At 31.7% G+C, this 23,701-nt stretch carries 20 protein-coding genes; all 20 read left to right on the top strand.

The features are described from left to right. Positions 1 to 499: 499 nt before the first annotated feature. The gene (locus ORL93_RS17965) at positions 500 to 1,198 is read left to right on the top strand and encodes a YveK family protein (RefSeq protein ID WP_097795151.1); all 699 of its coding nucleotides are present in this window, start codon (positions 500 to 502) and stop codon (positions 1,196 to 1,198) included. Then, positions 1,188 to 1,847, top strand: coding sequence for a CpsD/CapB family tyrosine-protein kinase (locus ORL93_RS17960; protein ID WP_097795152.1), 660 nt, complete (start codon positions 1,188 to 1,190; stop codon positions 1,845 to 1,847). Before ORL93_RS17965 ends, ORL93_RS17960 begins: the two co-directional genes overlap by 11 nt. Before the next feature lie 441 nt (positions 1,848 to 2,288). After that, complete coding sequence (locus ORL93_RS17955) at positions 2,289 to 4,103, top strand: polysaccharide biosynthesis protein (RefSeq protein WP_097795153.1); 1,815 nt, start codon at positions 2,289 to 2,291, stop codon at positions 4,101 to 4,103. A 115-nt stretch (positions 4,104 to 4,218) separates the two neighbouring features. Further along, positions 4,219 to 5,373 carry a glycosyltransferase family 4 protein gene (locus tag ORL93_RS17950; protein ID WP_097795154.1) on the top strand — a complete coding sequence of 385 codons (1,155 nt, stop codon included), beginning with the start codon at positions 4,219 to 4,221 and terminating at the stop codon, positions 5,371 to 5,373. After that, a complete protein-coding gene (locus ORL93_RS17945) occupies positions 5,358 to 6,458 on the top strand; it encodes a glycosyltransferase family 1 protein (protein WP_265959337.1) in 1,101 nt (366 codons plus the stop codon). Before ORL93_RS17950 ends, ORL93_RS17945 begins: the two co-directional genes overlap by 16 nt. Positions 6,459 to 6,515: 57 nt before the next feature. After that, complete coding sequence (locus tag ORL93_RS17940) at positions 6,516 to 7,607, top strand: hypothetical protein (RefSeq protein ID WP_097795156.1); 1,092 nt, start codon at positions 6,516 to 6,518, stop codon at positions 7,605 to 7,607. Between the two features lie 30 nt (positions 7,608 to 7,637). After that, positions 7,638 to 8,540 (top strand): glycosyltransferase family A protein, encoded by a 903-nt coding sequence (locus ORL93_RS17935; protein ID WP_097795157.1) that lies wholly within the window; start codon positions 7,638 to 7,640, stop codon positions 8,538 to 8,540. 150 nt (positions 8,541 to 8,690) lie between these two features. After that, positions 8,691 to 9,764, top strand: a complete 1,074-nt coding sequence (locus tag ORL93_RS17930) for an EpsG family protein (protein ID WP_097795158.1) — start codon at positions 8,691 to 8,693, stop codon at positions 9,762 to 9,764. Between the two features lie 103 nt (positions 9,765 to 9,867). Then, positions 9,868 to 10,608 (top strand): glycosyltransferase family 32 protein, encoded by a 741-nt coding sequence (locus ORL93_RS17925; RefSeq protein WP_097795159.1) that lies wholly within the window; start codon positions 9,868 to 9,870, stop codon positions 10,606 to 10,608. Positions 10,609 to 10,617: 9 nt separating this feature from the next. Then, entirely contained in the window at positions 10,618 to 11,814 is a 1,197-nt protein-coding gene (locus ORL93_RS17920; RefSeq protein ID WP_097795160.1) for a glycosyltransferase, read from the top strand. An 84-nt stretch (positions 11,815 to 11,898) separates the two neighbouring features. After that, the gene (locus ORL93_RS17915; RefSeq protein WP_098017574.1) at positions 11,899 to 12,930 is read left to right on the top strand and encodes a glycosyltransferase; all 1,032 of its coding nucleotides are present in this window, start codon (positions 11,899 to 11,901) and stop codon (positions 12,928 to 12,930) included. Between the two features lie 17 nt (positions 12,931 to 12,947). After that, complete coding sequence (locus ORL93_RS17910) at positions 12,948 to 14,108, top strand: polysaccharide pyruvyl transferase family protein (protein ID WP_097795162.1); 1,161 nt, start codon at positions 12,948 to 12,950, stop codon at positions 14,106 to 14,108. A gap of 13 nt (positions 14,109 to 14,121) precedes the next feature. Next, positions 14,122 to 15,312, top strand: a complete 1,191-nt coding sequence (locus tag ORL93_RS17905; RefSeq protein WP_098017572.1) for a glycosyltransferase — start codon at positions 14,122 to 14,124, stop codon at positions 15,310 to 15,312. Positions 15,313 to 15,324: 12 nt separating this feature from the next. After that, the gene (locus ORL93_RS17900; RefSeq protein WP_097795164.1) at positions 15,325 to 16,506 is read left to right on the top strand and encodes a glycosyltransferase; all 1,182 of its coding nucleotides are present in this window, start codon (positions 15,325 to 15,327) and stop codon (positions 16,504 to 16,506) included. Positions 16,507 to 16,526: 20 nt separating this feature from the next. Beyond that, positions 16,527 to 17,708 carry a glycoside hydrolase family 88 protein gene (locus tag ORL93_RS17895; protein ID WP_097795165.1) on the top strand — a complete coding sequence of 394 codons (1,182 nt, stop codon included), beginning with the start codon at positions 16,527 to 16,529 and terminating at the stop codon, positions 17,706 to 17,708. Positions 17,709 to 17,783: 75 nt separating this feature from the next. Continuing rightward, the gene (locus tag ORL93_RS17890; protein WP_097795166.1) at positions 17,784 to 18,950 is read left to right on the top strand and encodes an acyltransferase family protein; all 1,167 of its coding nucleotides are present in this window, start codon (positions 17,784 to 17,786) and stop codon (positions 18,948 to 18,950) included. Positions 18,951 to 19,078: 128 nt separating this feature from the next. Then, complete coding sequence (locus ORL93_RS17885; protein ID WP_097795167.1) at positions 19,079 to 20,005, top strand: SP_1767 family glycosyltransferase; 927 nt, start codon at positions 19,079 to 19,081, stop codon at positions 20,003 to 20,005. A gap of 43 nt (positions 20,006 to 20,048) precedes the next feature. Further along, positions 20,049 to 21,056 (top strand): glycosyltransferase, encoded by a 1,008-nt coding sequence (locus ORL93_RS17880; RefSeq protein WP_098017570.1) that lies wholly within the window; start codon positions 20,049 to 20,051, stop codon positions 21,054 to 21,056. Between the two features lie 48 nt (positions 21,057 to 21,104). Continuing rightward, positions 21,105 to 22,652 (top strand): lipopolysaccharide biosynthesis protein, encoded by a 1,548-nt coding sequence (locus ORL93_RS17875; protein ID WP_097795169.1) that lies wholly within the window; start codon positions 21,105 to 21,107, stop codon positions 22,650 to 22,652. A gap of 443 nt (positions 22,653 to 23,095) precedes the next feature. Next, positions 23,096 to 23,692: a sugar transferase gene (locus ORL93_RS17870; RefSeq protein ID WP_097795170.1), complete on the top strand. Its 597-nt coding sequence runs from the start codon at positions 23,096 to 23,098 to the stop codon at positions 23,690 to 23,692. Positions 23,693 to 23,701 lie beyond the last annotated feature (9 nt).

The following is a 23,701-nucleotide window of genomic DNA, read 5'->3' as shown; positions in this document are numbered from 1 at the left end:
CTAAAATTTTTATGGATCAGAATCAATATGTTGGGTAAACAGTTAAGGTGAATCTGTTTTTGGAATTAGCTTTTTAATAATACTTCTTTTTTTCAGTCGTCAAACTTGTAGGATATTGTTTAATTCAGTTTTAAATAGTTACTTATAATATGTGAATATACGAAAAAAATAATCCCCTTGAAATAATTATTTATAAAGTTATTTTTGAATTTATATAAGGGTAATTGAATTAAATATACTAAGGTAATCATTGGATTTGACGTATAAATTTATATTGACGGGTTCATTGTCAAGAACTAAAATGAATATTAAATGAGTATATTAAGATTAATGAAAAAAGCTATATGTTTTCAGAATAAAATATATACTAAAAAAATTCATGTTGCTTATAATTTAGTAAATTATGTTAGATGTAATCAAAATTAACTTAAGTTATACGGTTTGATTTACCTGTGATTTGCTTTTTTATTAATTAAATAGACAGTAATGGAGGGGAAACATGGAAAAGGAAATAAACTTAAAAAACTTATTTAATGTTATAAAAAGAAAATTTTGGATTATTGCAGTAATTACGATATTCGCGGCATTTATTGGTGGGATATATAGCTTTTTCATGAAAACGCCTTTATACGCGTCTTCTGCAAGAATTCTTATTCCAGCCAATGCTGATGCTATAGCTACACTTAAAGTTATGATAAAGGAACCTATTGTTTTAGAGAAAGTGGCCCAGCAATTAAATTCGCCAAAATCAGCAGACGCATTAAACGGACAGGTTAGTGTTGGGAAGATTGAAGAGTCGCAGGTTTTTGTTATTACGGCTGTGGATACTAATCCAGCTCAGGCAGTCAAAATTGCTAATGCTACAGCAAATGTTTATAAAGAAGAAGCAAATGCTATCCTAAATTTTTCGAATGTCCGCATCTTAACAGAAGCAAAAGTACAAGAGCATCCTTCACCGATAAATTTGAATCATGCAAAAGCGATAGAAATGGCCTTGGCTGTCGGTCTTATATTGAGTATTGGAGTAGTCTTTATATTGGATTCTCTTGATGAAACAATTAAGTCGGAACGTAACATTGAAAAGCTATTACCAGTTCCCGTTTTAGGAAGTGTTTCTCAAATGAAGAAAAATAATATAGTAGATAAAACAAGTAAGAGAGAAAGTGTAATAGTGGAGGGGAAAACATTTGATTCATAATAAAAAACAAAGCCGTATCCTTGATAATAGTCATTTAATTGCTCATATCGCTCCGAAATCGAAGATGGCTGAGGAATATCGAACAATTCGTACTAACCTTCAATTTGCAATTGGCACGGACAAAACAAGAACTATAGTTATTACTTCTCCTGGATATGGAGAAGGTAAAACCACTACTGTCGCAAATTTGGCGGTTTCCATGGCTCAGCAAGATGAAAAAGTCTTAGTTGTTGATGCAGATTTGCGAAGCCCGGAACTACATGCGATTTTTGGAATAGAAAATAAATCTGGATTAACAAATATTCTCGAGGGAAAAGCAACGTTAGAAAAAGTGGTAATTCAGACCGAAATCAAAAATGTACATATATTAACAAGTGGTCCCGAAATTAATAATCCAGCTGAGATGCTTAGTTTACCATCTATGCAAAATTTAATTAGTAAAGCAATAGAGCAGTATGACATTATTTTATTTGATTCTCCGCCCCTTCTCGAGGTTATAGATACAAATATACTAGCTAGTCAATGTGATGGGGTATTGTTGGTGTTAAGTTGCTATCAAACTGCTAGTGAAGCGGCAGTTGAAGCGAATAGGGCGTTAGGTTTAACAAAAGGAAAGCTTGTAGGGGCTATTCTAAATAAAAAAGTATAAGAGATTTATTAGAATCAATTATACATAAAATGACAATACAGCGCTTTCTTAACATGTGACGTAAGGATGAGAAGCTTTTCATATATTTTATGGTAGAGAATGAAAGACCACCTATAAAAAATTATAGATACGGTGATGTCTCCTTACCGCTATCAATGGAGATACTCGGTCATACTGTGGGTTGAAGAACCTTAGACGTTAGTCGTCAAGGGTATGGTGTGAGGGAGGGTTGGATGCCCAAATTTATTTGAAGTTCTTGTCTAGAAAGTCTTTCTAAAGGATTTTGTAGATAGGAACTTTGTATTAGTTGGTTATTGATTATTTTCCTTGTCTATATGTTTAGCTAGACATATTCAATATATAAATCTGTTAATTCTAAGATAACAATTATGAGGATTTCCTTTTGTTATATATATAAAATTTAGAGAGAGGGGGCCTATTATGACGTATCGCCAGAGATTATTCTTATTAATTTTAATTGATTCCTTAATCGTATTAACTACGGTTTTCTTTAGTCGCTTCTTAGTAAGTGCTGATTTCAATGTCATAACATTTCCCATCGTAGTGAGTGCAATGACTCTGCTACTTAGCCATCATATTTTTTCTTTTATGTATAAGCTTTATAAAAAAGCATGGGAGTATGCAAGTGTAGGAGAATTGCTAATTATTTTAAAAGCAATCACACTTTCTGTTATCACAACAGCAGTAGTACAACAAATATTGGTTCAAGATATTTATTTCCGTCTCCTTGTTGTAACGTGGATGATTCATATTTTACTGATTGGAGGATCACGTTTTCTATGGCGGATGTTCAGAGATGCTTATATTCAAAAAGGGGACGATAAAAAAAGAACACTAATTATTGGTGCGGGTTCTGCAGGTACAATGGTTGTAAGGCAACTTTTGAATAGTAATGATACTGAATTACTGCCCGTGGCATTTATAGATGATAATACAAATAAACAAGGGCTGGATATTCTTGGAATACCGGTAATTGGAGGAATTGACCGTATTGAATTTGCTGTTCAGCAATTAGATATCGATAGCATCATAATAGCAATTCCTTCACTTAGCAAGAAAGCATTAAATATGATTTTTCAAGAATGTTCCAAGACAAAAATAAAAACGCAAATTCTTCCAATGTTAGAGGATTTAGTGACTGGAAAAGTTTCAGTGAATGAATTTCGTGATGTCCAAGTAGATGATTTATTAGGACGTGATCCTGTTGAATTGGATATTGAAAGTATTTCAGAATTTATTACTAATAAAATTATTTTAGTAACTGGTGCTGGTGGTTCAATTGGATCTGAAATTTGTCGTCAAATTGCAAAATTCAACCCAAAACAATTGATTTTATTAGGTCATGGTGAAAATAGTATTTATTCTATCGAAATGGAATTGAAAGAGCTATACGGTGACACAGGTATTGTCTTTACCACAGAAATTGCTGATGTACAGGATGACCTGAAAATGATGTCAGTAATGAGTCAATATCAGCCTCAAGTTGTTTATCATGCCGCTGCACATAAGCATGTACCATTGATGGAACGTAACCCCGAAGAAGCTATCAAAAACAATTTAATTGGGACAACAAACGTGGCAAAAGCGGCAAGCTGGAATGGGGTCGAGACGTTTGTAATGATTTCTACAGATAAAGCTGTGAATCCGACAAGTGTAATGGGAGCAACAAAAAGGCTTGCTGAAATGGTAATTCAAAACTTGGACAAAACGAGTAATACAAAGTTTGTGGCTGTAAGATTTGGTAATGTATTAGGAAGCCGCGGTAGTGTTATACCGTTGTTTAAAAAGCAAATTAAGCAAGGTGGTCCAGTTACGGTTACACATCCAGATATGATTCGTTACTTTATGACAATTCCAGAGGCGTCCAAGCTTGTAATACAGGCGGGTGCATTGGCTAAAGGTGGAGAAATATTTGTGTTAGATATGGGAGATCCTGTGAAAATAGTAGATCTCGCGAAAAATTTAATTACATTATCAGGGAACTCGCTAGAAGAAATACAAATAGAGTTCACTGGAATAAGACCTGGAGAGAAGCTCTTTGAAGAACTATTGAAAAAAGAAGAAATACATGAACAACAAATTCATCCTAAAATTTATATAGGTAAAACATCGAACCTTTGTATAAACGAAATTGAAGCAGTTCTCCAAACTTATAAGAATCTCGAGAAGACGGAATTAAGAAAACGTGTATTGACATTGGCAAATAGTCATATAACTCCACAAAATATGATGTAAATATGGATTTTGATCTGCATATATATGCTTAGACTTATGTTTTACTATGTAGAGAAATGAGAATGAAGTATGCACAGGTGGTTAGTTACAATATAACAATTGTAGGGTGATGTATATGGAAAATAAAGTATTATTTTGTGCGACGGTAGACTTTCATTTTAAAGCATTTCATTTGCCGTATATGAAATGGTTTAAAGAACAAGGCTGGGAAGTCCATGTTGCTGCTGCTGGCAACATAGAACTTCCATATGTGGATAAGAAGTATGACATTTCTATTCAAAGGTCACCTTTGCAATTTAAGAATATTAAGGCTTATAAAGAGATGAAAGATATTATTGATGAAAATCAATATAAAATTATTCATTGTCATACCCCGATGGGGGGAGCCGTTGCACGTTTGGCAGCAAGAAAATCTAGAAAGCATGGAACAAAAGTTTTATATACTGCGCACGGATTTCATTTTTGTAAAGGTGCCCCGCTTGCAAATTGGCTGTTATATTATCCAATTGAAAAAATGCTAGCAAATTATACAGATTGCCTCATTACAATTAACCAAGAAGATTATAACTTGGCTGTTCAGCGAAAGTTTAAAGTACCTAAAATTGAACAAATTCATGGAGTGGGAGTGGACACAGAATATTTTAAGCCAGTTAGTGAGGCTCAAAAGAATTGTCTAAGGATTGAGATGGGTTATAAACCGGATGATTTTTTGATGTTTTATGCGGCTGAGTTTAATAAAAATAAAAATCAGCAGTTTTTGATTCGTTCATTGGCTTTAATAAAAGATCATGTTCCCAATGCGAGGCTTCTATTGGCTGGGAATGGTCCTTTGATAAATGATTGCAAAAATTTAGCTAAACAAATGGGTGTATTTGAAATGATAGATTTCCTTGGTTATAGGAATGATATTGCAAAAATTTTACCTATTTGTGATATTTCTGTTGCATCCAGTCTACGTGAGGGGTTGCCAGTTAATATTATGGAAGCGATGGCTTGCGGATTGCCTGTTATAGCCAGTGAGAACAGGGGCCATAAAGAGTTAATTCAAAATGGTGTAAACGGTTGGACAGTAGGTCGTGAAGACATACAGACAATGGCAGAAAAGATAAAATATCTTGCTGAAAATAGTAGCTTACAAGGCATATTCGGAGAGTCTGGTCGTGAGATTATTAAAAATAATTATGCCGTCAATAAAGTATTAGAAGAAAAAAGCTATATTTACACCATGTTTATGAGTGGAACGGAGGCGTCAGATTGGGTTGTCCATTAAGAATCTTACATGTTGTAGTCAATATGAACCGCGGTGGTGCAGAAACCCTTATTATGAACTTGTACCGGAATATAGATCGAAATAAAGTGCAGTTTGATTTTCTTACTTGTAAGGAAGGTGTTTTCGATACAGAAATATCAGAATTAGGTGGGAAAGTGCACAGGATTCCATATATTACTGATGGTGGTCATAATGAATACATAAAGTCTTTAGATAATTTTTTTGAATCTCATCAAGAATATAAGATTGTCCACTCACACATGGATAAGATGAGTGGATTTGTGTTACGTTCAGCTAAGAAAGCCGGTATACCAGTTCGTATCGCACATAGTCACAATACTAGCAGTGAAGGTGGAGTTGCTGCGAAAGTATATAAGTGGTATGCGGGGAAGTATATATTACGAAGTGCGACACATCTTCTAGCATGCTCGGGTGCAGCATCTCGCTGGTTATTTGCAGGTAAAGCAGATACTGCCATGATTTTAAAAAATGGAATTGAGCCTGAAAAATTTTTATTTTCCCCCGAAATTAGAAAACAGATAAGGGAGGAACTAAATCTTACAGTTGATAACTTTGTAGTAGGGCATGTAGGAAGGTTTGCGCATCAAAAAAATCATGGATTCCTTATAGAAGTGTTTGCTCAGTTAGTTAAACTTAGAAGAGATTCCATTCTTGTTTTGGTGGGGGATGGTCCGTTACGGGTAAAGACTGAACAAAAAGTGGAAGAATTAAATTTAGGGGCTAATGTAAAGTTTCTTGGCATAAGGAGCGATATCGATCATTTACTTCAAGCTTTTGATGTATTTGCATTCCCATCCATTCATGAAGGATTGCCTGTTACTCTTATAGAAGCGCAAGGAGCTGGGTTATCTTGTGTAATCTCGGATGTGATAACTAAAGAAGTAGACATGGGAGCAGGTCTAGTGAGTTTTGAAAGCATAAATACCTCCCCCGAAATATGGGCGCAGGATATATTGGATGTTAATAAACGTATGCAAGATGTAGAAGGGTATATCAAGAAAGAAGGATATGATATAAGTGAATCGGCTACTTGGCTTGAGAATTTTTATCTTCAAGCGCTTTAATTAATAGTAACTTCTATATTTTAAATAATGTCTAAAGGATTAAAAAGGAGCACAATGATGTCAAGAGTTTCATGTTGTCTTAGGCTAGGAGAAGTTCCGCTGCATCTTTATAATATAACTGCAGGTTTTGTTCTACTTGCTCGACAAGGAGTAATAGACTTGAGGATAGAGAAACTTAGTAAGAATCATCAAGATCAATTACCTTATAATATGATGGAAGTTATAATCAACGGGAAAACTCGAGTGTTATATGATGTTAATGATGGTTATGATAATTTGCTTAAGCAAAATCAGGATTATGTTGAGTTTATGAATGTGTTGTTAGAAAAATACGACTTTTACTTTAAGCGAAGTTTTAATAGTTTTTATAATTCAAAGTTAAGGCATAAGGAAAAGATTTATCCTCTTGGATTAAATTATATGGTTACAATACCTGGAAATATTGCGCATTCACCGATGCCTCAAGATCCACTTAGGGAGAAAATTAAGAAAATAATACGGAAGGTTCCGTTGTCTCAATATTACAATGGTTTATATCGTATTAATTCTTTTGAAGATATACCTCATAAGGAAATAGATTCAAAAATTCTTTTTATGGCTAGGCTATGGGATGTAAATGGAGATTATGAAGGGCAAATTTCTTCGGATAAAAAGGAAGAACGTGCATATATTAATGATTTTCGAGCAACATGCATTAGACTTTGTCGAAAAGAGTTTGGAGATAAATTTTATGGAGGAGTAGCACCATCAGAATTTGCATATAAAAATTATGCAGATATTGTTATAGAAGACGGAAAAGCTACTGAACGGAATAATTACCTAAGAAAGGTAAAAGAATCTGCAATTTGTATTGCAACTATGGGATTACATCAATCTATTGGTTGGAAATTTGCGGAGTATGTTGCAGCAAGCAAGGCTATAGTAACGGAAGAATTACATTATGAAGTCCCAGGTGATTTTCGTGATGGTCAAAATTATCTTGTTTTTAAAACACCAGAAGAATGTATAAATCAAATATATACTTTATCAAATGATGAAAATTTTAGATATCAAATGATGATTAACAATTATAGATATTACCATGAATATGTAAGACCTGATAGATTAGTATTAAATAGTATATTAACAATATTAGGGGATGAATTTTAATAGATTAGATGATTGATGGAGAGATGTAAATTGAAACCTACTCTTACAATTTTTACACCTACATTTAACCGTGCTTACACGCTGCATTTATGTTATGAAAGTTTAAAGCGACAGACAAGTAAGGATTTTGTTTGGTTAATTATTGATGATGGATCTACAGATGATACAAGAGAGTTAATAGAAAATTGGATTTCCCAAGGCAGCATTTCAATTCAGTATCATTATCAAGAGAATCAGGGAATGCACGGGGCACATAATACTGCTTACGAATTAATTGATACGGAACTTAATGTTTGTATTGATTCTGATGATTATATGGCGGATGATGCCGTTGAAAATATCACTCGTTTTTGGAAGGAGTATGGAAGTAATGATTACGCTGGCATAATAGGATTAGACGCTAATCCTAATGGAAAAGTTATTGGAACGATAATGCCGGAACATGTGAAGGAATCTAAACTGACAGATTTGCATGCGAAATATAAGGTTACAGGTGATAAAAAGTTAGTTTATCGATCAGAGTTAACACGAAAAACCCCGCCATATCCAATATTTCCGGGCGAAAAGTACTGTCCTCTAAGTTATAAATATATTCTTATTGATCAAGAGCATCCGTTACTCATCATGAATAAAGTTCTTTGTCATGTTGAGTATTTAGCAGATGGATCTAGCATGAACATTATTAAGCAATATAGAAAAAATCCTCAAGGATTCTCATTCTTTAGAAAAGTTGCTATGAAATATGCTCCTACATTAAAAGAAAAATTTCGAGAATCTATACATTATGTATCTAGCAACTTGATGATCAAAAACTATAAATTTCTCATTGAGTCCCCATGTAAATTTATTACTTTGGTGGCCACACCTTTTGGGATTATGCTTCATTTTTATATTCAAAAGACAAGTAAAGCTACTGTTTTGAAAAATAAATAGTAGGTCTTTAATTAACTATGTATTTTATTGTCACATGTATTTAGATTGTAAGAGAAATATAGGACTGATAGGCTATATTATTGAATTATTTGGTCAAAGAATAGCAAAGAGTTTTATATTTACAATCTGTAATATGAAAGGAATTTAAAAATGTTTATATTTTGGGTTACGCTGGCTTTAGTTTATATTCTTTCTTTTTTAGCAAGATATTTTTCTACTCCTGTAATAATGGGACCACACATTGTTCAATCAAAGCCAAATAAGCTGTTAGTATTTTTGACAATAGTTGTTCTTGTAATGGTGTCTGGTCTCCGTAATAATATCGGAGATACTTTTTTTTATATGTATTCTTATAAAAAAGATACGTTTGATTGGGAACATATAAAAGAAGGAAAAGATATGGGTTTTAATGTGCTTCAGATGATTTTAAAACAGTTCTCTAATGATCCTCAAATATTGATTTTTGTAACGGCACTAATAACAAATGTGCTTATTGTATTGGTTTTATATAAATATACAAGAATGTTTGAATTAAGTTTATATGTATATATAACAGGTGGAATGTATTTAATATCAATGAATGGGATAAGGCAATTTCTTGCAGCAGCAATTATTTTTGCTGCAACAAAATATATATTTGAAGGTAACTGGAAAAAGTATATTTTAATTATTCTATTTGCATCAACAATACATCAAACTGCACTTATCCTTATTCCAATATATTTTATGATTAGGAGAAAAGCATGGTCATGGGAAACGTATGTAACCCTTTTTTGTTCTGTACTCATAGTTATAGGGTTTAATCTATTTTTAGATACGTTATTCTCAGTCATAGGAGATAGTCAGTATGGAGATTACAAGAACTTTTCTGAGGGTGGCGCAAATATACTTAGAGTTGGAGTTAATATTCCTCCAATTATTATTGCTTACATTGGAAGAGAGAAACTCAGGGAAATATTTCCTAAAAGTGACTATGTAGTAAATATGTCTATATTAGGACTTGTATTCATGGTAATTTCAACACAAAATTGGATTTTTGCAAGATTTTCTATATATTTTGGATTATACCAATTAATTTTAATTTCATGGATTATAAAATTATTTACTGATAAAGACCAAAAACTAGTTTATTATGCAATATTAGTATTTTATTTTATTTTCTATACATACGAGAATGTAATAACATTAAACATTGTTTATAAAAGTAACTTTTTAAATTTCTAAGTTTTTTAAGGTGAAATATGTTAATGACTAGTTGATCAATGAAATATGGAAATTTAGGTGTATAGGTATATTATTCTATATAGTTTAGAAAGGAGATACTGAGTTGGCATTTACAGAAAAGATTCCACGCACCATTCACTATTGTTGGTTTGGTAAAGGAGAAAAACCAACAATAGTAAAAAAATGTATAGATAGCTGGAAAGAGAATTTATCTGGTTATGAAATAATTGAGTGGAATGAAGATAATTTTGATACAAATTGTAATTTATATGTCAAGGAAGCCTATGAATACAAAAAATTTGCATTTGTAAGTGATTATGTAAGAGTATACGCTCTTTATAAATTTGGAGGAATTTACTTAGATACGGATGTGGAGGTATTCAAATCTTTTGATGATATGCTACATCATGATTCATTTTGGGGATTTGAACAAGAGAACTATATAGCTACAAGTACAATAGGAGCCACTAAAGGAAATGTGTTAATAAAAATATTTCTAGATTCATACGAAGAAAAAAGTTTTATTAAAGAGGATGGAAAGTATGACAGTTTAACCAATGTGGCCATTATAAGCGAAATACTAAAAAATAAAGGATTACAGTTGAATGGAAAATATCAAGAAATAAGTGGGGTAGGAGCATTCTATCCTCAAACATATTTCTCTCCATATGATTATATTAACTGTAGAAAATTTATTACTCCAAATACATATGCAATGCATCATTTTTATAAAAGTTGGTTACCACCTAAAGCGAGATTGAAGAGTAGTTTAAAACTGTTAGCGTCTAAGGTTATAGGTGGAGAAAATATAGCGCGGATAAGAAAATTTGTTACAAAAAATTAGGAGGCATATATGAAGGATATACTGGTAGCCTCATTTGATATGGAAGTTGGAGGAGTAGAAAGAAGCCTTATAAGTATGCTTGAGGGTTTTGATTACAAAAAATACGCTGTTGATTTAATGCTGTATAGACATCAAGGGGATTTTATGGAATTAGTTTGTGACAAGGTAAATTTATTAGAAGAAGTTCCACAATACACCACCTTTAGGAAGTCAATCGGAGAAACTTTAAAGGCTAAGGAGTATGGCATTGGATTTTCTAGAATTTTATCTAAGATAAATACTCGTTTTGCAGGAAAAGCTAAAGGAATAGTAGAGACAGGATATTATCAAATGCAATTAATGTGGAAATATGCTATTCCATTTTTACCTAAACTAGATAAAGAGTATGATGTTGCAATTAGTTATTTGTGGCCGCATTATTTTGTAGCAGATAAGGTCAAGGCTAAGAAAAAAATAGCATGGATTCATACAGATTATTCTACAATTGAGACAGATATAGAGATGGATTTAAAAGTTTGGAATAAATTTGATTATATTGTAGCTGTATCAGAAGCATGCAAAGATTCATTTTTAAAAAAATATAGTGCATTAAAAAATAAGGTTATAGTAATGGAAAATATAACCTCCCCGCAGTTTATTAGAGATATGGCGAATGAAGAAATAGATACCCCTATGCTTCTTGATAACCGTTTTAAAGTTATAACTGTAGCTAGACTATCTCATGCAAAAGGAATCGATAATGCTGTTAGGGCTTTAAGGATATTGAAAGATAAAGGCTATGAGAATATAGCCTGGTATGTAGTTGGATATGGTGGAGACGAAACAATGATTAAAAATCTAATAAGAGATTTGAAATTAGAAAATAGCTTTGTGTTGCTAGGAAAGCAAACTAATCCATATCCATATATAAAAGAAGCTGATTTATATGTCCAACCATCTAGATATGAGGGAAAAGCTGTTACAGTAGGAGAGGCTCAGATACTTGCAAAACCAGTCCTAATTACAAATTATACAACCGCAAACAGTCAAGTGAAAAATGGGGTTGACGGATATATTACAGAATTATCCGTTGAAGGAATAGCAGATGGAATAGAAAAATTGTATAGGGATGCTACCGTAAGAAAGCAGTTAGCTAACAATTGTAGTAATACTGATTATAGTAATAAGTATGAATTAAATAAGTTGTATGAAATTATAGAGGCTTAAAAGTTTATTAAGTGTATTGGTACAACTACAAAAATTTTTAAAAATGAAAGTATAAGGGATTCAAAGCAAAGGGGTGATTTGCCCATGAATAGAAATGTCAGTGTAATTATACCGGTTTATAATGCTGGTAAATATATTACTCGGTGTATAGAATCGCTGTTAAATCAGGTGCTTCATAACTGCGAATTTATCTTTATTAATGATGGTTCAACGGACAATAGTGTAGAGATTATTGAAAAGTATAGGGCACTAGATGACAGGATTATACTTATAAATCAAAAAAATCAAGGTGTGAGTATTGCAAGGAATCAAGGACTTCTTATAGCTAATGGTGAATATATTGGATTTGTTGATGCTGATGATTATGTAGAAGCGGATATGTATGAAACTCTGTATAATTCAGCAAAACAAAGCAATTGTGATGTAATTATATCAAATTTAAGAAGTGAGATTGAAGGGCATAAGGTAACAATTGAATATCCATTTCCAACTAATATCGTTCTGGAAAAAGAATATATAAATAAAGAGATATTGCCCTATTTTCTTAAAAGCGATAATTTAAATACTGCTGTAAACAAAATTTATAAAAATAGCATAATAACGAAAAATAATGTGAAGTTTCCAGAGAAGGTTGCATTAGGAGAAGATGGAATGTTTAATATTCAATTTTTTAGTAATGCAACTAATATGAAATATATAGATTATACGGGATATTATTATAGGGATGTAGCGGGTAGCGCAACTCGGGATATCTCAAAAAAAGATTATTTCAAGCGAGCTGTAGAAGTATATAATATGGAATTACCGGAAATTTACATCGGAAAGGTCGATAAGGCAAAGATACGTGAATTGAAATCAAAAAAGTTTATAAATAGTGTAATTTCCTACGTATATATTTATTTTGAACCGTCTAAGGAAATACGGTTTAGTAAGAGATGTGAATACATAAAAAATATGATATGTAATAAATATGTTAGAGAGGCATTGCCATTATATTGTGAAGTAACTTATAGCAGGCTTGGTAGATATGAGAAATTTTTAATAAATATGATTAAAAGAAAATCTACTGTGGGATTATACTGTGCAGTCTCTTACAGCAGGCTTAGAAATAAATAAAATTGGAGGAATTTAGTGTGAAGTTTATGATGTTTGCCCATGGAGGCAGTTTGAATAGAGGGTGCGAAGCGATAGTTCGAGCTTCTACAAATATTATAAAAGAAAAAATAGATGGAGCAAAAGTATGTTTGGCATCAGATAGACCTGAAACAGATAAGGTAATCAATAAGTTAGATTGTATATATGATGGCTCTAGCCGCAGTCTGAAAAAATATTCATATGATTGGTTATTGTCTTCAGTTAAAGTAAAACTCTTTAACGATGAGTCTTATGCATTAGGGAAAATTCATCATAACATAATAAAGCATATAAAAAGTTCCGATGTATGTTTATCTATCGGAGGGGATAATTATTGCTATGGAGAGCAACCTGGGTGGTATGAGATTGATAGAAGAGTAAAAATGCAGGGGAAAAAGCTAGTACTATGGGGATGTTCTATAGGAGAAGAGGATATGTCTGAAAGAAAGTTGGAAGATCTAAAGCTCTTTGATTTAATATTAGCACGCGAAAGTCTTACCTATAATATGTTAAAAAAACAAGGATTAAATAATGTTCAATTGTGTGCCGATGCTGCGTTTACAATGGAAAAAGAAGAATTGGAGTTGCCTAATGGATGGCAAGAAGGAAATACAATGGGTCTTAATTTTAGCCCGCTTGTATGGAATAGAAATGAGAATTCTCAAGTTGCGGTAAGAGAGTTGATTAATCATATATTAAATACTACAGATATGACGATTGCTCTTACACCTCACGTTATTGAAGATGGGAACAATGATTACGAAGTTCTCTACAAATATTACAAAGAATTTAAGGACACAGGCAGAGTGATTCTGTTACCAGATAACTTAAATGCAATACAGTATAAGGGGTATATAGCTAGAATGCGTTTCTTTATAGGAGCTCGAACGCATGCAACTATAGCTGCTTACTCTAGTTTTATTCCGACTATGGTATTGGGATATAGTGTAAAGTCCAAAGGAATATCTAAAGATATATTTGGGGAAGAAAAATTAGTTTTAGATATAGAGGAGATATCTGATAGTAATAAATTAAAAGCAAGATTTGATGAGATGGTACGAGAGGAAGAGGAGATAAGGCAAAAGCTACGACAATCTATACCTAATGTAAAGAAAATGTCCTACAAAGCAGTAGAGTATTTGAAAGAATTGTCTAATTAATTCGGGGTATATTATGAAAAAAAAACTACTATTTGTTATGCCTAGTTTATCTACTGGTGGTGGAGAGAAAAGCTTGATAAATCTACTATCACAAATAGATTACAGTTTATATGATGTAGATTTATTTTTGTTTAGTAAAACAGGAACATTCATGAATTCGATACCAAGAGAGGTAAATATATTAGATTTGCCAAGTGATTATAAAATATTTGCATTGAGCCTTAAAAATTCAATAATGGGCTTTTTAAAGAATGGGCAAATTAAATTGGCATATTCAAGATTGATGTTCACCATTAAGAATAGATTGATAAAGAATGCTGCTATTTCAGAACAGTATACATGGGAATATCAAAGTAAGTCATTTGAAGTTTTAAGGAAAGAGTACGATGTAGCGATTGGTTATCTTGAGAAGTCTTCAATATATTTTGTAGTTGATAAAGTGAATGCGAAAAAAAAGGCCGGATGGATACATACAAACTACTCGAATTCAGGTATGGATCGTCAGTTTGATAATCCATATTTTGAACAACTAGATAATCTAATAACAGTTTCAGAAGAGTGTGCAAAATCGTTACAGGAAAACTTTCCACATTTAAAAAATAAAGTTACGGTTATATATAATATAGTAGCTCCTAGGATTATATATGATTTATCTAAAGAAGATATAAAAGATGATAGTTTGTTTGATGGAAATTATACTAATATTATTACTGTCGCTAGATTAAGTCATGAAAAGGGTTTAGATTTAGCGGTGAAATCTTGTAAGTTAATTCTAGAAAAAGGATACAAGATAAAGTGGTATGTACTAGGGGATGGGGATGAAAGAGATAAATTAGAAAGTTTAATAGAAGATAATCATCTATCCCAACATTTTAAAATCTTAGGTGTTCGAGAAAATCCATATCCTTATATACGAAAAGCAGATGTATATGTACAGCCATCTAGGTATGAGGGGAAGTCTATAGCAATTGATGAGGCAAAGATACTGTGTAAACCGATAGTAGTGACCAACTTTGAAACTGCAAAAGATCAAATAAATCATAGAATAAACGGAATTATTACCGAGATGTCTGAAGAAGGAATTGCAACTGAAATTGAAAGGCTTATCACAGATATAGAATTGAGGGAAAGAATCGTAAATAATTTATCTACAGAAACGTTAGGAACCGAAAAAGAAATAAATAAGCTCTACGGAATTCTTTAAAAGGTGATTATTATGAAAAAAGACGTATTATTTGTTATCAATAATTTGAACTGTGGTGGGGCTGAGAAATCATTAATTTCTCTGTTACATACGATGGATTACTCTCGCTATAATGTGGATTTATTTTTATTTAAGCACGAAGGTTTATTTTTTAATAAAATCCCTAAGCACGTGAATATATTGGACGAACCTTCTGAGTATCAATATTTTGATATGCCAATAAAAGCAGCTACCATTAAATGTTTGCGACAAGGAAGATTAGATATAGCCTTCGCAAGGATTTGTGCAGGTTACATATTTAAAAGTGAGAAAAACAAAGCTCGTTGTGAACAGAGAGTATGGCGATATCTATCAAAATCTCTCCAGACTATAAATAAAAAATATGATGTGGCGATTGGGTACTTAGAGAAGAATCCGGTTTATTTTTGTATAGAAAAGGTTAAAGCGGATAAGAAAATCGGTTTCATACATACTGATTATGATAAGTTAGGAATGGATTCTAAAATTGATATGGGTTATTTTCATTCATTGAATCATATAGTAACGGTTTCTGAGGAATGTGCCAATGTTTTAAGACAAAGATTTCCTATATATAATGACAAGATAGATGTTATTCATAACGTAGTCTCTCCAAGTACAATAAATAAAATGTCACAGGAAAAGGTAGATATAGAACATAAAGGGATAAAGCTTGTTTCTGTAGGAAGATTAAGTAGTGAAAAGGGATTTGATTTGGCCATAGAAGCATGTAAGGATCTGGTTGGGAATGGATATGACATAAAGTGGTATATTATCGGAGAAGGCAAAGATCGAGATAAATTAGAAAAAATGATAGAAGAAAACGAACTTCAAGACCATTTTTTACTGTTAGGACTGAAAGAAAATCCGTATCCGTACATAAGAGTAGCAGATATATACGTACAACCATCCAGGTTTGAAGGGAAATCTATAGCAATAGACGAGGCAAAAATACTGCATAAACCAATAGTGGTAACAAACTTTAGTACGGCTAAAGACCAAATCGACAATGAAGAAAATGGGATTATTGTAGACATGGATGCTCACTCACTTTCAGAGGGAATTAAAAAATTAATACATCATGAAGAATTAAGAAATAAGTTAATAAATAACTTATCAGATGAAAAGTTAGGAACCGAGTCGGAAATAACAAAATTATATACATTATTTAAGTAGTATAGAAAGGACATAATTATATGATTATACAGGCAGCGTGCTTTGTGTTACTTGCCGTAATCGCAATTATTATAATGATTGATTTCGTCCCTATATGCAAGAATTGGTTGGGGAGAATAAAAATAGGAAGATATACCGATAAAAGTTTATGGAATCAGTCAATTATTAATATAGGTATTAAATGGCTAAATAACACGCCAAAGATTAAGGTAACTGATAATACAAGATTAATAATAATTGATATGCTGAAAGGAAATTATACGAAAAGTGCTATACAGCATTGGCAAGAAGCATCTTTAATATTAGGGTTTTCTGAATACCTGAAATATAACGATGACAGAGCAGTAAAACATGAAATCACAAAGTTTTTGAACTCCAAATTTGATTCTAACGGTCAGTGGGTACACAAACCTCAGTATGTAGATGGAGCAATACTTGCTTATGCTATTATGAAGCTGGATTTTGAGGAGATAGATAAATATAAAAAAGCTTTGGATACTACTTGGGAAATGATACAAGAGCATATAGGTGAGGATGGTACGATAGAATATAGAAAGTTTATGAAGGGATATCGATACGTAGATACCATTGGTTTCATATGTCCATTCTTAGTGACTTACGGCATTAGGTATAACAAAAGTGAGTGTATAGATTTGGCTGTAAAGCAGATTAAAGAATATGAAACATATGGAATGTTAAACTTAAGTCATATACCATGTCATGCTTATAGATTAGAAGATAAAGTTCCTCTAGGTTTATATGGCTGGGGAAGAGGTCTTGGATGGTTTGCTATAGGCCTTATAGATACGTGGAATGAATTACCGGAAAACAACAGCTATAAACCTGTATTAGAAGAAAGTGTACGTAAATTTGCAAAAGCTACGATGAAATTTCAACAACAAGGCAATTGGAATTGGACTGTAACCAGGAACGAATGCGGACCAGATTCCTCCGCTACATCCACACTGGGGTGGTTTATGTTGAATGCAGCAAAGATAGAAGATATTTCAAAGGAATGTTTGGAAAGTGCAGATAAAGCTATCGGTTATTTGATGGGAGTGACAAGAAGAAACGGAGCGGTCGACTTCTCTCAAGGTGATACGAAGGATATAGGTGTATATTCTACGTTATTCGATATATTGCCATTCACACAAGGGTTTTGTATTAGATTAATTAATTTACGTAATAATTATAAAATTTAGTCATTCTTATAAGGGGAATGACTAAATTTTAATAGTTAGATTAATAAATTTTATTTTAGAACAGAGGGAAGAATTATGACGAGACGTTATAAAGAATTGGATTCCCTTCGGGGTATTGCTGCAATCATTGTTCTATTAGGACACTTCTTAGCATTATTTCCGATATTAGGTAAAAAGGTAATGTATTCAACATTTGGGGTCTATTTTTCTATATTATGGCAAGGTCATTCAGCCGTTATTATATTTTTTGTGTTAAGTGGATTTGTTCTATCCTTGCCTTTTTATAAAGGGACGGAATTTAATTATTTAAAGTATCTTATTAAAAGAGTTTGTAGGATTTATATTCCTTATATTGTGATTCTTTTTATTGCAATAGGAATTAAATTGGGGATTCATTCTAAAATTGGTACCATTCCCGGTTTGGTACAATGGGGTTCATGGAACATAGAAGTTTCTTTTAATAGAGTAATGGAACATATTTTATTCTTGAGAGAATTTAATTCTGATGCGTTTATTATGGTGATTTGGTCATTAGTTCATGAGATGCGAATTTCCATAGTGTTTCCTTTAATTATTTTTCTTTTACTTAGAGTAAACTGGAAAGTAAGTATTGGGATAGCGATGTTTTTATCAGTTATTGGTTATTTATTAATGAAGAACATTCCAAGCGAATTTAATATGCCAGTATCCACCAATTACTTTATCACATTACATTATAGCTCAATGTTTATTATTGGTGCACTACTAGCTAAAAACAGAGAATATTTAGTGAGTAAAATTATTAATTTAAAAGTAAAATATCTAGTATTGCCTTTAGGTCTTTTATTTTTTAACTATCCACGTATCCCATTTATGTTACTTTCCAAACTAATTGGTGAAATTGATTATGAGTTGTATCTTATTATCATCGATTGGTATATATGTTTTGGTGCAGTTTTAATTATTCTATCCGCTCTAAGTTCAAAACTATTTTCTAAATTATTACTGATTAAACCAGTACAATTTATAGGGGAAATATCATACAGTCTTTATTTAGTACATCCAATTGTTCTATTAACAACAGTTCATATTTTCTATGGAAAGATATCAGTGCCTTTAATTTTATTAATTTCTTTCTTATTTACTATGGTTGTGTCGGTCTTATGTTATAAATTTATTGAAATTCCATCAATAAAAATAGGCCGGAAACTTGCCACTGAAAATTCTAGAGGCGATATTTCATTGAGAAAAAAGGCTAGTTGAAAAATTGGGAAATAATAAGAATAAATATTATGTAAGATGTGAATAGAGGGATAAGAGTAATTTTCTTAAGAAAAAGAGGAAAGATAATCTAATGCTCTATCGAGAAAAGTATTAGAAAGGAGCTTGGTATGGTACAAATAAAAATAAAAAGTATGTTAGTTTTTATTTGGAATAAATTGGTTGATGTGAAAATTCAGAGTTTGAATCGATTAACTATCATAAAAGATCGATTCACGAAGTGCTTTTTCAAGCCCCCTAGAATTCAATCTATAGATGAAACTTTAAAAAAAATTATTCATGATAAAGCTTCCGTAGCCAGGTATGGTGATGGTGAATTTAAATTAATTCATAATCTAGATATAACATTTCAACGGGCTGATCATTTGTTATCAAAAAGATTAAAAGAAATATTGCTAAGTGAAGATGAGAAGTTCTTAGTTTGTTTACCGGATGTTTTTCAAGATTTATCAAAATATGCAGATGAACCAAAGGATTATTGGAGTCTTCATACTGCAAAATATAGATTAAAGTGGTATAAAGATTTGAAGAAGGGAAAAACATATTATAATTCCTTTATATCGAGATTCTATTATCCCTTTCGGGATAAGTCAAAATGTAAAGAATGGTTTATATTATTAAAATTAATATGGAAAGATAGGGATATAGTTTTAATAGAAGGCAGTAAGAGTAGATTAGGTATTGGAAATGATCTGTTTGACAATGCTAAATCAATTGAAAGGATTTTAGTACCAGAGGAGCACGCATTCTTACATTACAATAAAATCTTAACAGCAGCAAAAAAAAATAATAAATCTAAATTGATTCTATTAGCAATAGGGCCTACTGCTACTATATTAGCATATGATTTGTATAAAGAGGGATATCAAGCAATTGATATAGGGCATGTGGATATTGAATACGAATGGTTTTTAAGACAAGCAAAAACTAAAATCAAAATTGAAAATAAGTACGTATGTGAAGCAGGTGCTGGACAAAATGTGGGCGATATTCAAGATGAGAAATATTTAAGCGAAATTAAAGCTGTAATAAGATAGGCGTGAGGGTTTAACTTATGTAAGTAATGTAGAGGTGAAAGGATTGCATGAATTAATAAGTGTTATTGTTCCCATATATAATGTGGAAAAATGGTTAGCTAGATGTATTGAAAGTGTTTTAAACCAGCCTTTCGTCAATATTGAATTAGTTCTAGTCAATGACGGTTCGACAGATAAATGTGGTGAAATATGTGAAGAATATTTAGAAAAGGATAATAGAATTAAAGTAATCTATAAAGAAAATGGAGGAGTGAGTAGCGCAAGAAATGTAGGGATCGAGGCTGCTACAGGGAAGTATATAGTGTTTATAGATCCCGATGATGAGGTAAGCGAAAACTATTTTACTAGGTTATATGGTATTGCGGAAGATAAAAAGTGTGATGCTGTAATATGTGGATACAAAACTGTTCCAAATAATAATAGTATTATTCCTAACTTCAAATTAGATACTGTTATGAACGGGAGAGATTTTGTACTGAGCTCTCCAAATGTTCATTCCAAGAATGATCTATGCTTTGCATGGAGGTATATATACAATTTAAGCATTATAAAAGAAAAAAACATCAGATTTAATGAACAAGTGTTTATTGGAGAAGATGTTATTTTTAATTTAGAGTTTTTATTGCACTCACAAAGGGTATGTGCAATCTCAGAAGATCTTTATTTTTATACTATTAATAATCCAAATAGCTTAATGAGGGTTCCGTATAAACCAAATTTAGAGAACAGTTTAGTTTTACAATATCAAATGAGAAGACAACTTTCACAAGAATTTGGTTTACTACACGATAAGCAATTTAAAAAAGATATGGCTAATTATTATATAAATCACATATATAGACTGTTGGTTAATAATTTAAAAAGCGATCCTAATGTGGATGTTAATAATGCTTTTCGTAGAATAGTGAATTATGAAATGTTCTCAGATAGTGTAAAAGGAATTGGTTTTTTATATCGATGCAATAACTTTAAGGAGTATATATATTATTTAGCAATAAAGTTTAAAGTGTACCCTTTAATAGTTGCAGCATATAAAAGAGAAATCAGGTAATACTCTTGGGTTGAAAGTGTTTTCATACTTTCTGAAGTGGGAGGAAAAATGAGAGTTAAAAATTCAATAATTAATATATCAGCCGGTATAGGTAGTCAAGTTATTATTACGTTACTAAGTTTTGTTTCCAGAACCATATTTATTACTTATTTAGGTGTTGAGTACCTGGGGGTAAATGGATTATTTACTAATATATTAGGAATGTTATCTTTAGCTGAAGCAGGAATAGGATCTGCTATCATATATAATCTATATAAACCAGTGGCAGAAAATAATCAGGATAGAATCAATATGCTTATGAATTTTTATAGAAAGGCATATATGGCAATAGCTTTAATAGTATTGTTACTAGGATTACTTTTATTACCTTTTCTTGGATATATCGCTAAAGATGCAAAGGTAGACAATATTCATTTTATTTATATTATATTTTTAATTAATACAGCTTCATCTTATCTATTTTCTTATAAAACCTCATTTTTAAATGTTTGTCAAAAGGGATATATTGTTACAGGGATTTATTCTATCTCATCCATTATATCTACTTGCGTTAAAATAGGAATTTTATACTTTACGCATAGTTATATTTTATATCTAATAATCGATATTATTATAACAATTAGTACCTCTGCGTTCTTGGCCATATTGGTAGATAAGATGTACCCATTTTTAAAAAATAAAGCAGCAAGCAAATTAGATAGTGAAACCAAAAGTAATATTGTTAAAAATGTAAAGGCTTTAGTGCTACATAATATAGGTGGATATATTGTCTTTGGTACTGATAACATGTTAATTGCGTCTTTTGTCAGTGTTACAGCTGTTGGATTGTATTCAAATTATTATATGTTAATTAACATTTGTAGAACCTTTATAAATCAAATCTTTGATAATATTAATCATAGTGTAGGGAATTTGGTTGCAAAAGAAAGCGATGAAAAAATTTATAGCATATTTAAGGTTACTATGCTTTGTAATTTTTGGATATACTCATTTTTTTCCATATTTTTATATATTATAATGCAACCCTTTATTACTTTATGGATTGGCTCGAAATTTATTATGGATATAAGTGTATTAATTATATTAATGATGAATTTTTATGTATCAGGAATGAGACGTTCTATATCTATGGTCAAAACAACATCAGGGATTTTTCATGAAGATAGGTATGCTCCCTTTTTAGAGGCTGCCGTGAATCTGGTGGCTTCTATTGTCTTGGTGCAATATATGGGCATAACAGGTGTTTTTATTGGAACACTTATAAGTACACTAGTGGTTCCATTTTGGATTGCTCCTTATTTAGTATATAAGAAAGTATTTCGTAAACCGGTTAGGGATTATTTTTTAAAATATACTTACTATGTGATGATAGGGCTAGGAGCTTGTGTTATCACAAGTTTAATATGTGGTCTTATTCCGTATAATGGATTACTAGAATTAATATTAAGAGGGATGATTTGTTTAATAATTCCAAATGCTATTTATGTATTTGTTTTTTATAAGACAGATGAATTTAAGTATTTATTTGGAATTGTTAAAAGTATAATGGGAAACCTGAGGGTGAAAATTCAGTCAAACAAAAAGGGCACTTTTTAATTTGAAATGTACATTTCTATAATCTCGTTACTAACCCAATCTATCGGGCGCGATAAAGCTATTAACGAATCAACTTTACCAATTCATTAGGCACAAGTAAGCGCGGAAAAATAGTATTTAAGAATCTTGCTTATTATAATCGAGCGCCAGCGCCTAATGAATTGACGCAAAATTATAATGCTTTAAAGTAAGAGCAAGTAAATAGAAGGAAAGTATTAAGAATCTTTTAGAAATGAAACACCACTATGTTCTGTTGAATATGGTGGTGTTCTTATTACTGAGTATTTTAATTAGATATTTTACATGACATGTCCTTAAATAAAAAAGTAAATCAATTCGTTATTTTTCAACTATGAATGGGGCTGCTTTTTATGAAGATAGAAGTTGTAGGCAGTTATGGAGTAGAGGTTAATATATAAACCGAATTAGGAGTATGATTATATATGAAAAGACTTTTTGATTTGTTCGTTTCTTTGTCATTATTGGTGTTTCTTTTACCTTTTATTATAATAGTGGCTGTTTTAGTTAGAATTAAATTGGGTTCCCCCATCATATTTAAGCAGCAACGCCCGGGATTACATGGTGCGTCTTTTTCTCTTTATAAGTTTAGATCTATGACTGATGAGAAAGATAGCAACGGCAACCTGTTGCCTGATGATGTAAGGTTTACTAAGTTTGGGGGATTTCTTAGAAAGTGTAGTTTGGATGAGTTGCCACAGTTATTCAATGTTATAAAAGGCGATTTAAGTTTAGTGGGTCCCAGACCACTATTAATGGAATATTTGGAGTTATATACAGAAGAACAATCTAGGCGGCATATGGTAAGACCAGGAATTACAGGATGGGCTCAAGTGAATGGAAGAAATGCAATTTCATGGGAAGAGAAATTTGATTTTGATGTGTGGTATGTCGATAATAGGACTTTTTGGCTTGATATGAAAATTTTGTTGTTAACGGCAAAGAAAGTATTTAAGTCAGAAGGAATCAATCAGGTTGGGCATGTAACTGTGGAAAAATTTAATGGTACAAAGAATTGTTGAGGAGGTGAG

The organism is Bacillus sp. DHT2 (genome assembly GCF_026241455.1).
Lineage (GTDB): Bacteria > Bacillota > Bacilli > Bacillales > Bacillaceae_G > Bacillus_A > Bacillus_A pseudomycoides.
The sequence above is the reverse complement of the archived record's forward strand: the minus strand, read 5'-3'. Positions and strand labels throughout refer to the sequence as shown.

Coding starts and splice junctions, on each gene's coding strand:
- ORL93_RS17965 (WP_097795151.1), top strand. CDS start 500: ATGGAAAAGGAAATAAACTTAAAAAACTTATTTAATGTTATAAAAAGA.
- ORL93_RS17955 (WP_097795153.1), top strand. CDS start 2,289: ATGACGTATCGCCAGAGATTATTCTTATTAATTTTAATTGATTCCTTA.
- ORL93_RS17950 (WP_097795154.1), top strand. CDS start 4,219: ATGGAAAATAAAGTATTATTTTGTGCGACGGTAGACTTTCATTTTAAA.
- ORL93_RS17940 (WP_097795156.1), top strand. CDS start 6,516: ATGTCAAGAGTTTCATGTTGTCTTAGGCTAGGAGAAGTTCCGCTGCAT.
- ORL93_RS17930 (WP_097795158.1), top strand. CDS start 8,691: ATGTTTATATTTTGGGTTACGCTGGCTTTAGTTTATATTCTTTCTTTT.
- ORL93_RS17920 (WP_097795160.1), top strand. CDS start 10,618: ATGAAGGATATACTGGTAGCCTCATTTGATATGGAAGTTGGAGGAGTA.
- ORL93_RS17915 (WP_098017574.1), top strand. CDS start 11,899: ATGAATAGAAATGTCAGTGTAATTATACCGGTTTATAATGCTGGTAAA.
- ORL93_RS17905 (WP_098017572.1), top strand. CDS start 14,122: ATGAAAAAAAAACTACTATTTGTTATGCCTAGTTTATCTACTGGTGGT.
- ORL93_RS17900 (WP_097795164.1), top strand. CDS start 15,325: ATGAAAAAAGACGTATTATTTGTTATCAATAATTTGAACTGTGGTGGG.
- ORL93_RS17895 (WP_097795165.1), top strand. CDS start 16,527: ATGATTATACAGGCAGCGTGCTTTGTGTTACTTGCCGTAATCGCAATT.
- ORL93_RS17890 (WP_097795166.1), top strand. CDS start 17,784: ATGACGAGACGTTATAAAGAATTGGATTCCCTTCGGGGTATTGCTGCA.
- ORL93_RS17885 (WP_097795167.1), top strand. CDS start 19,079: ATGGTACAAATAAAAATAAAAAGTATGTTAGTTTTTATTTGGAATAAA.
- ORL93_RS17875 (WP_097795169.1), top strand. CDS start 21,105: ATGAGAGTTAAAAATTCAATAATTAATATATCAGCCGGTATAGGTAGT.
- ORL93_RS17870 (WP_097795170.1), top strand. CDS start 23,096: ATGAAAAGACTTTTTGATTTGTTCGTTTCTTTGTCATTATTGGTGTTT.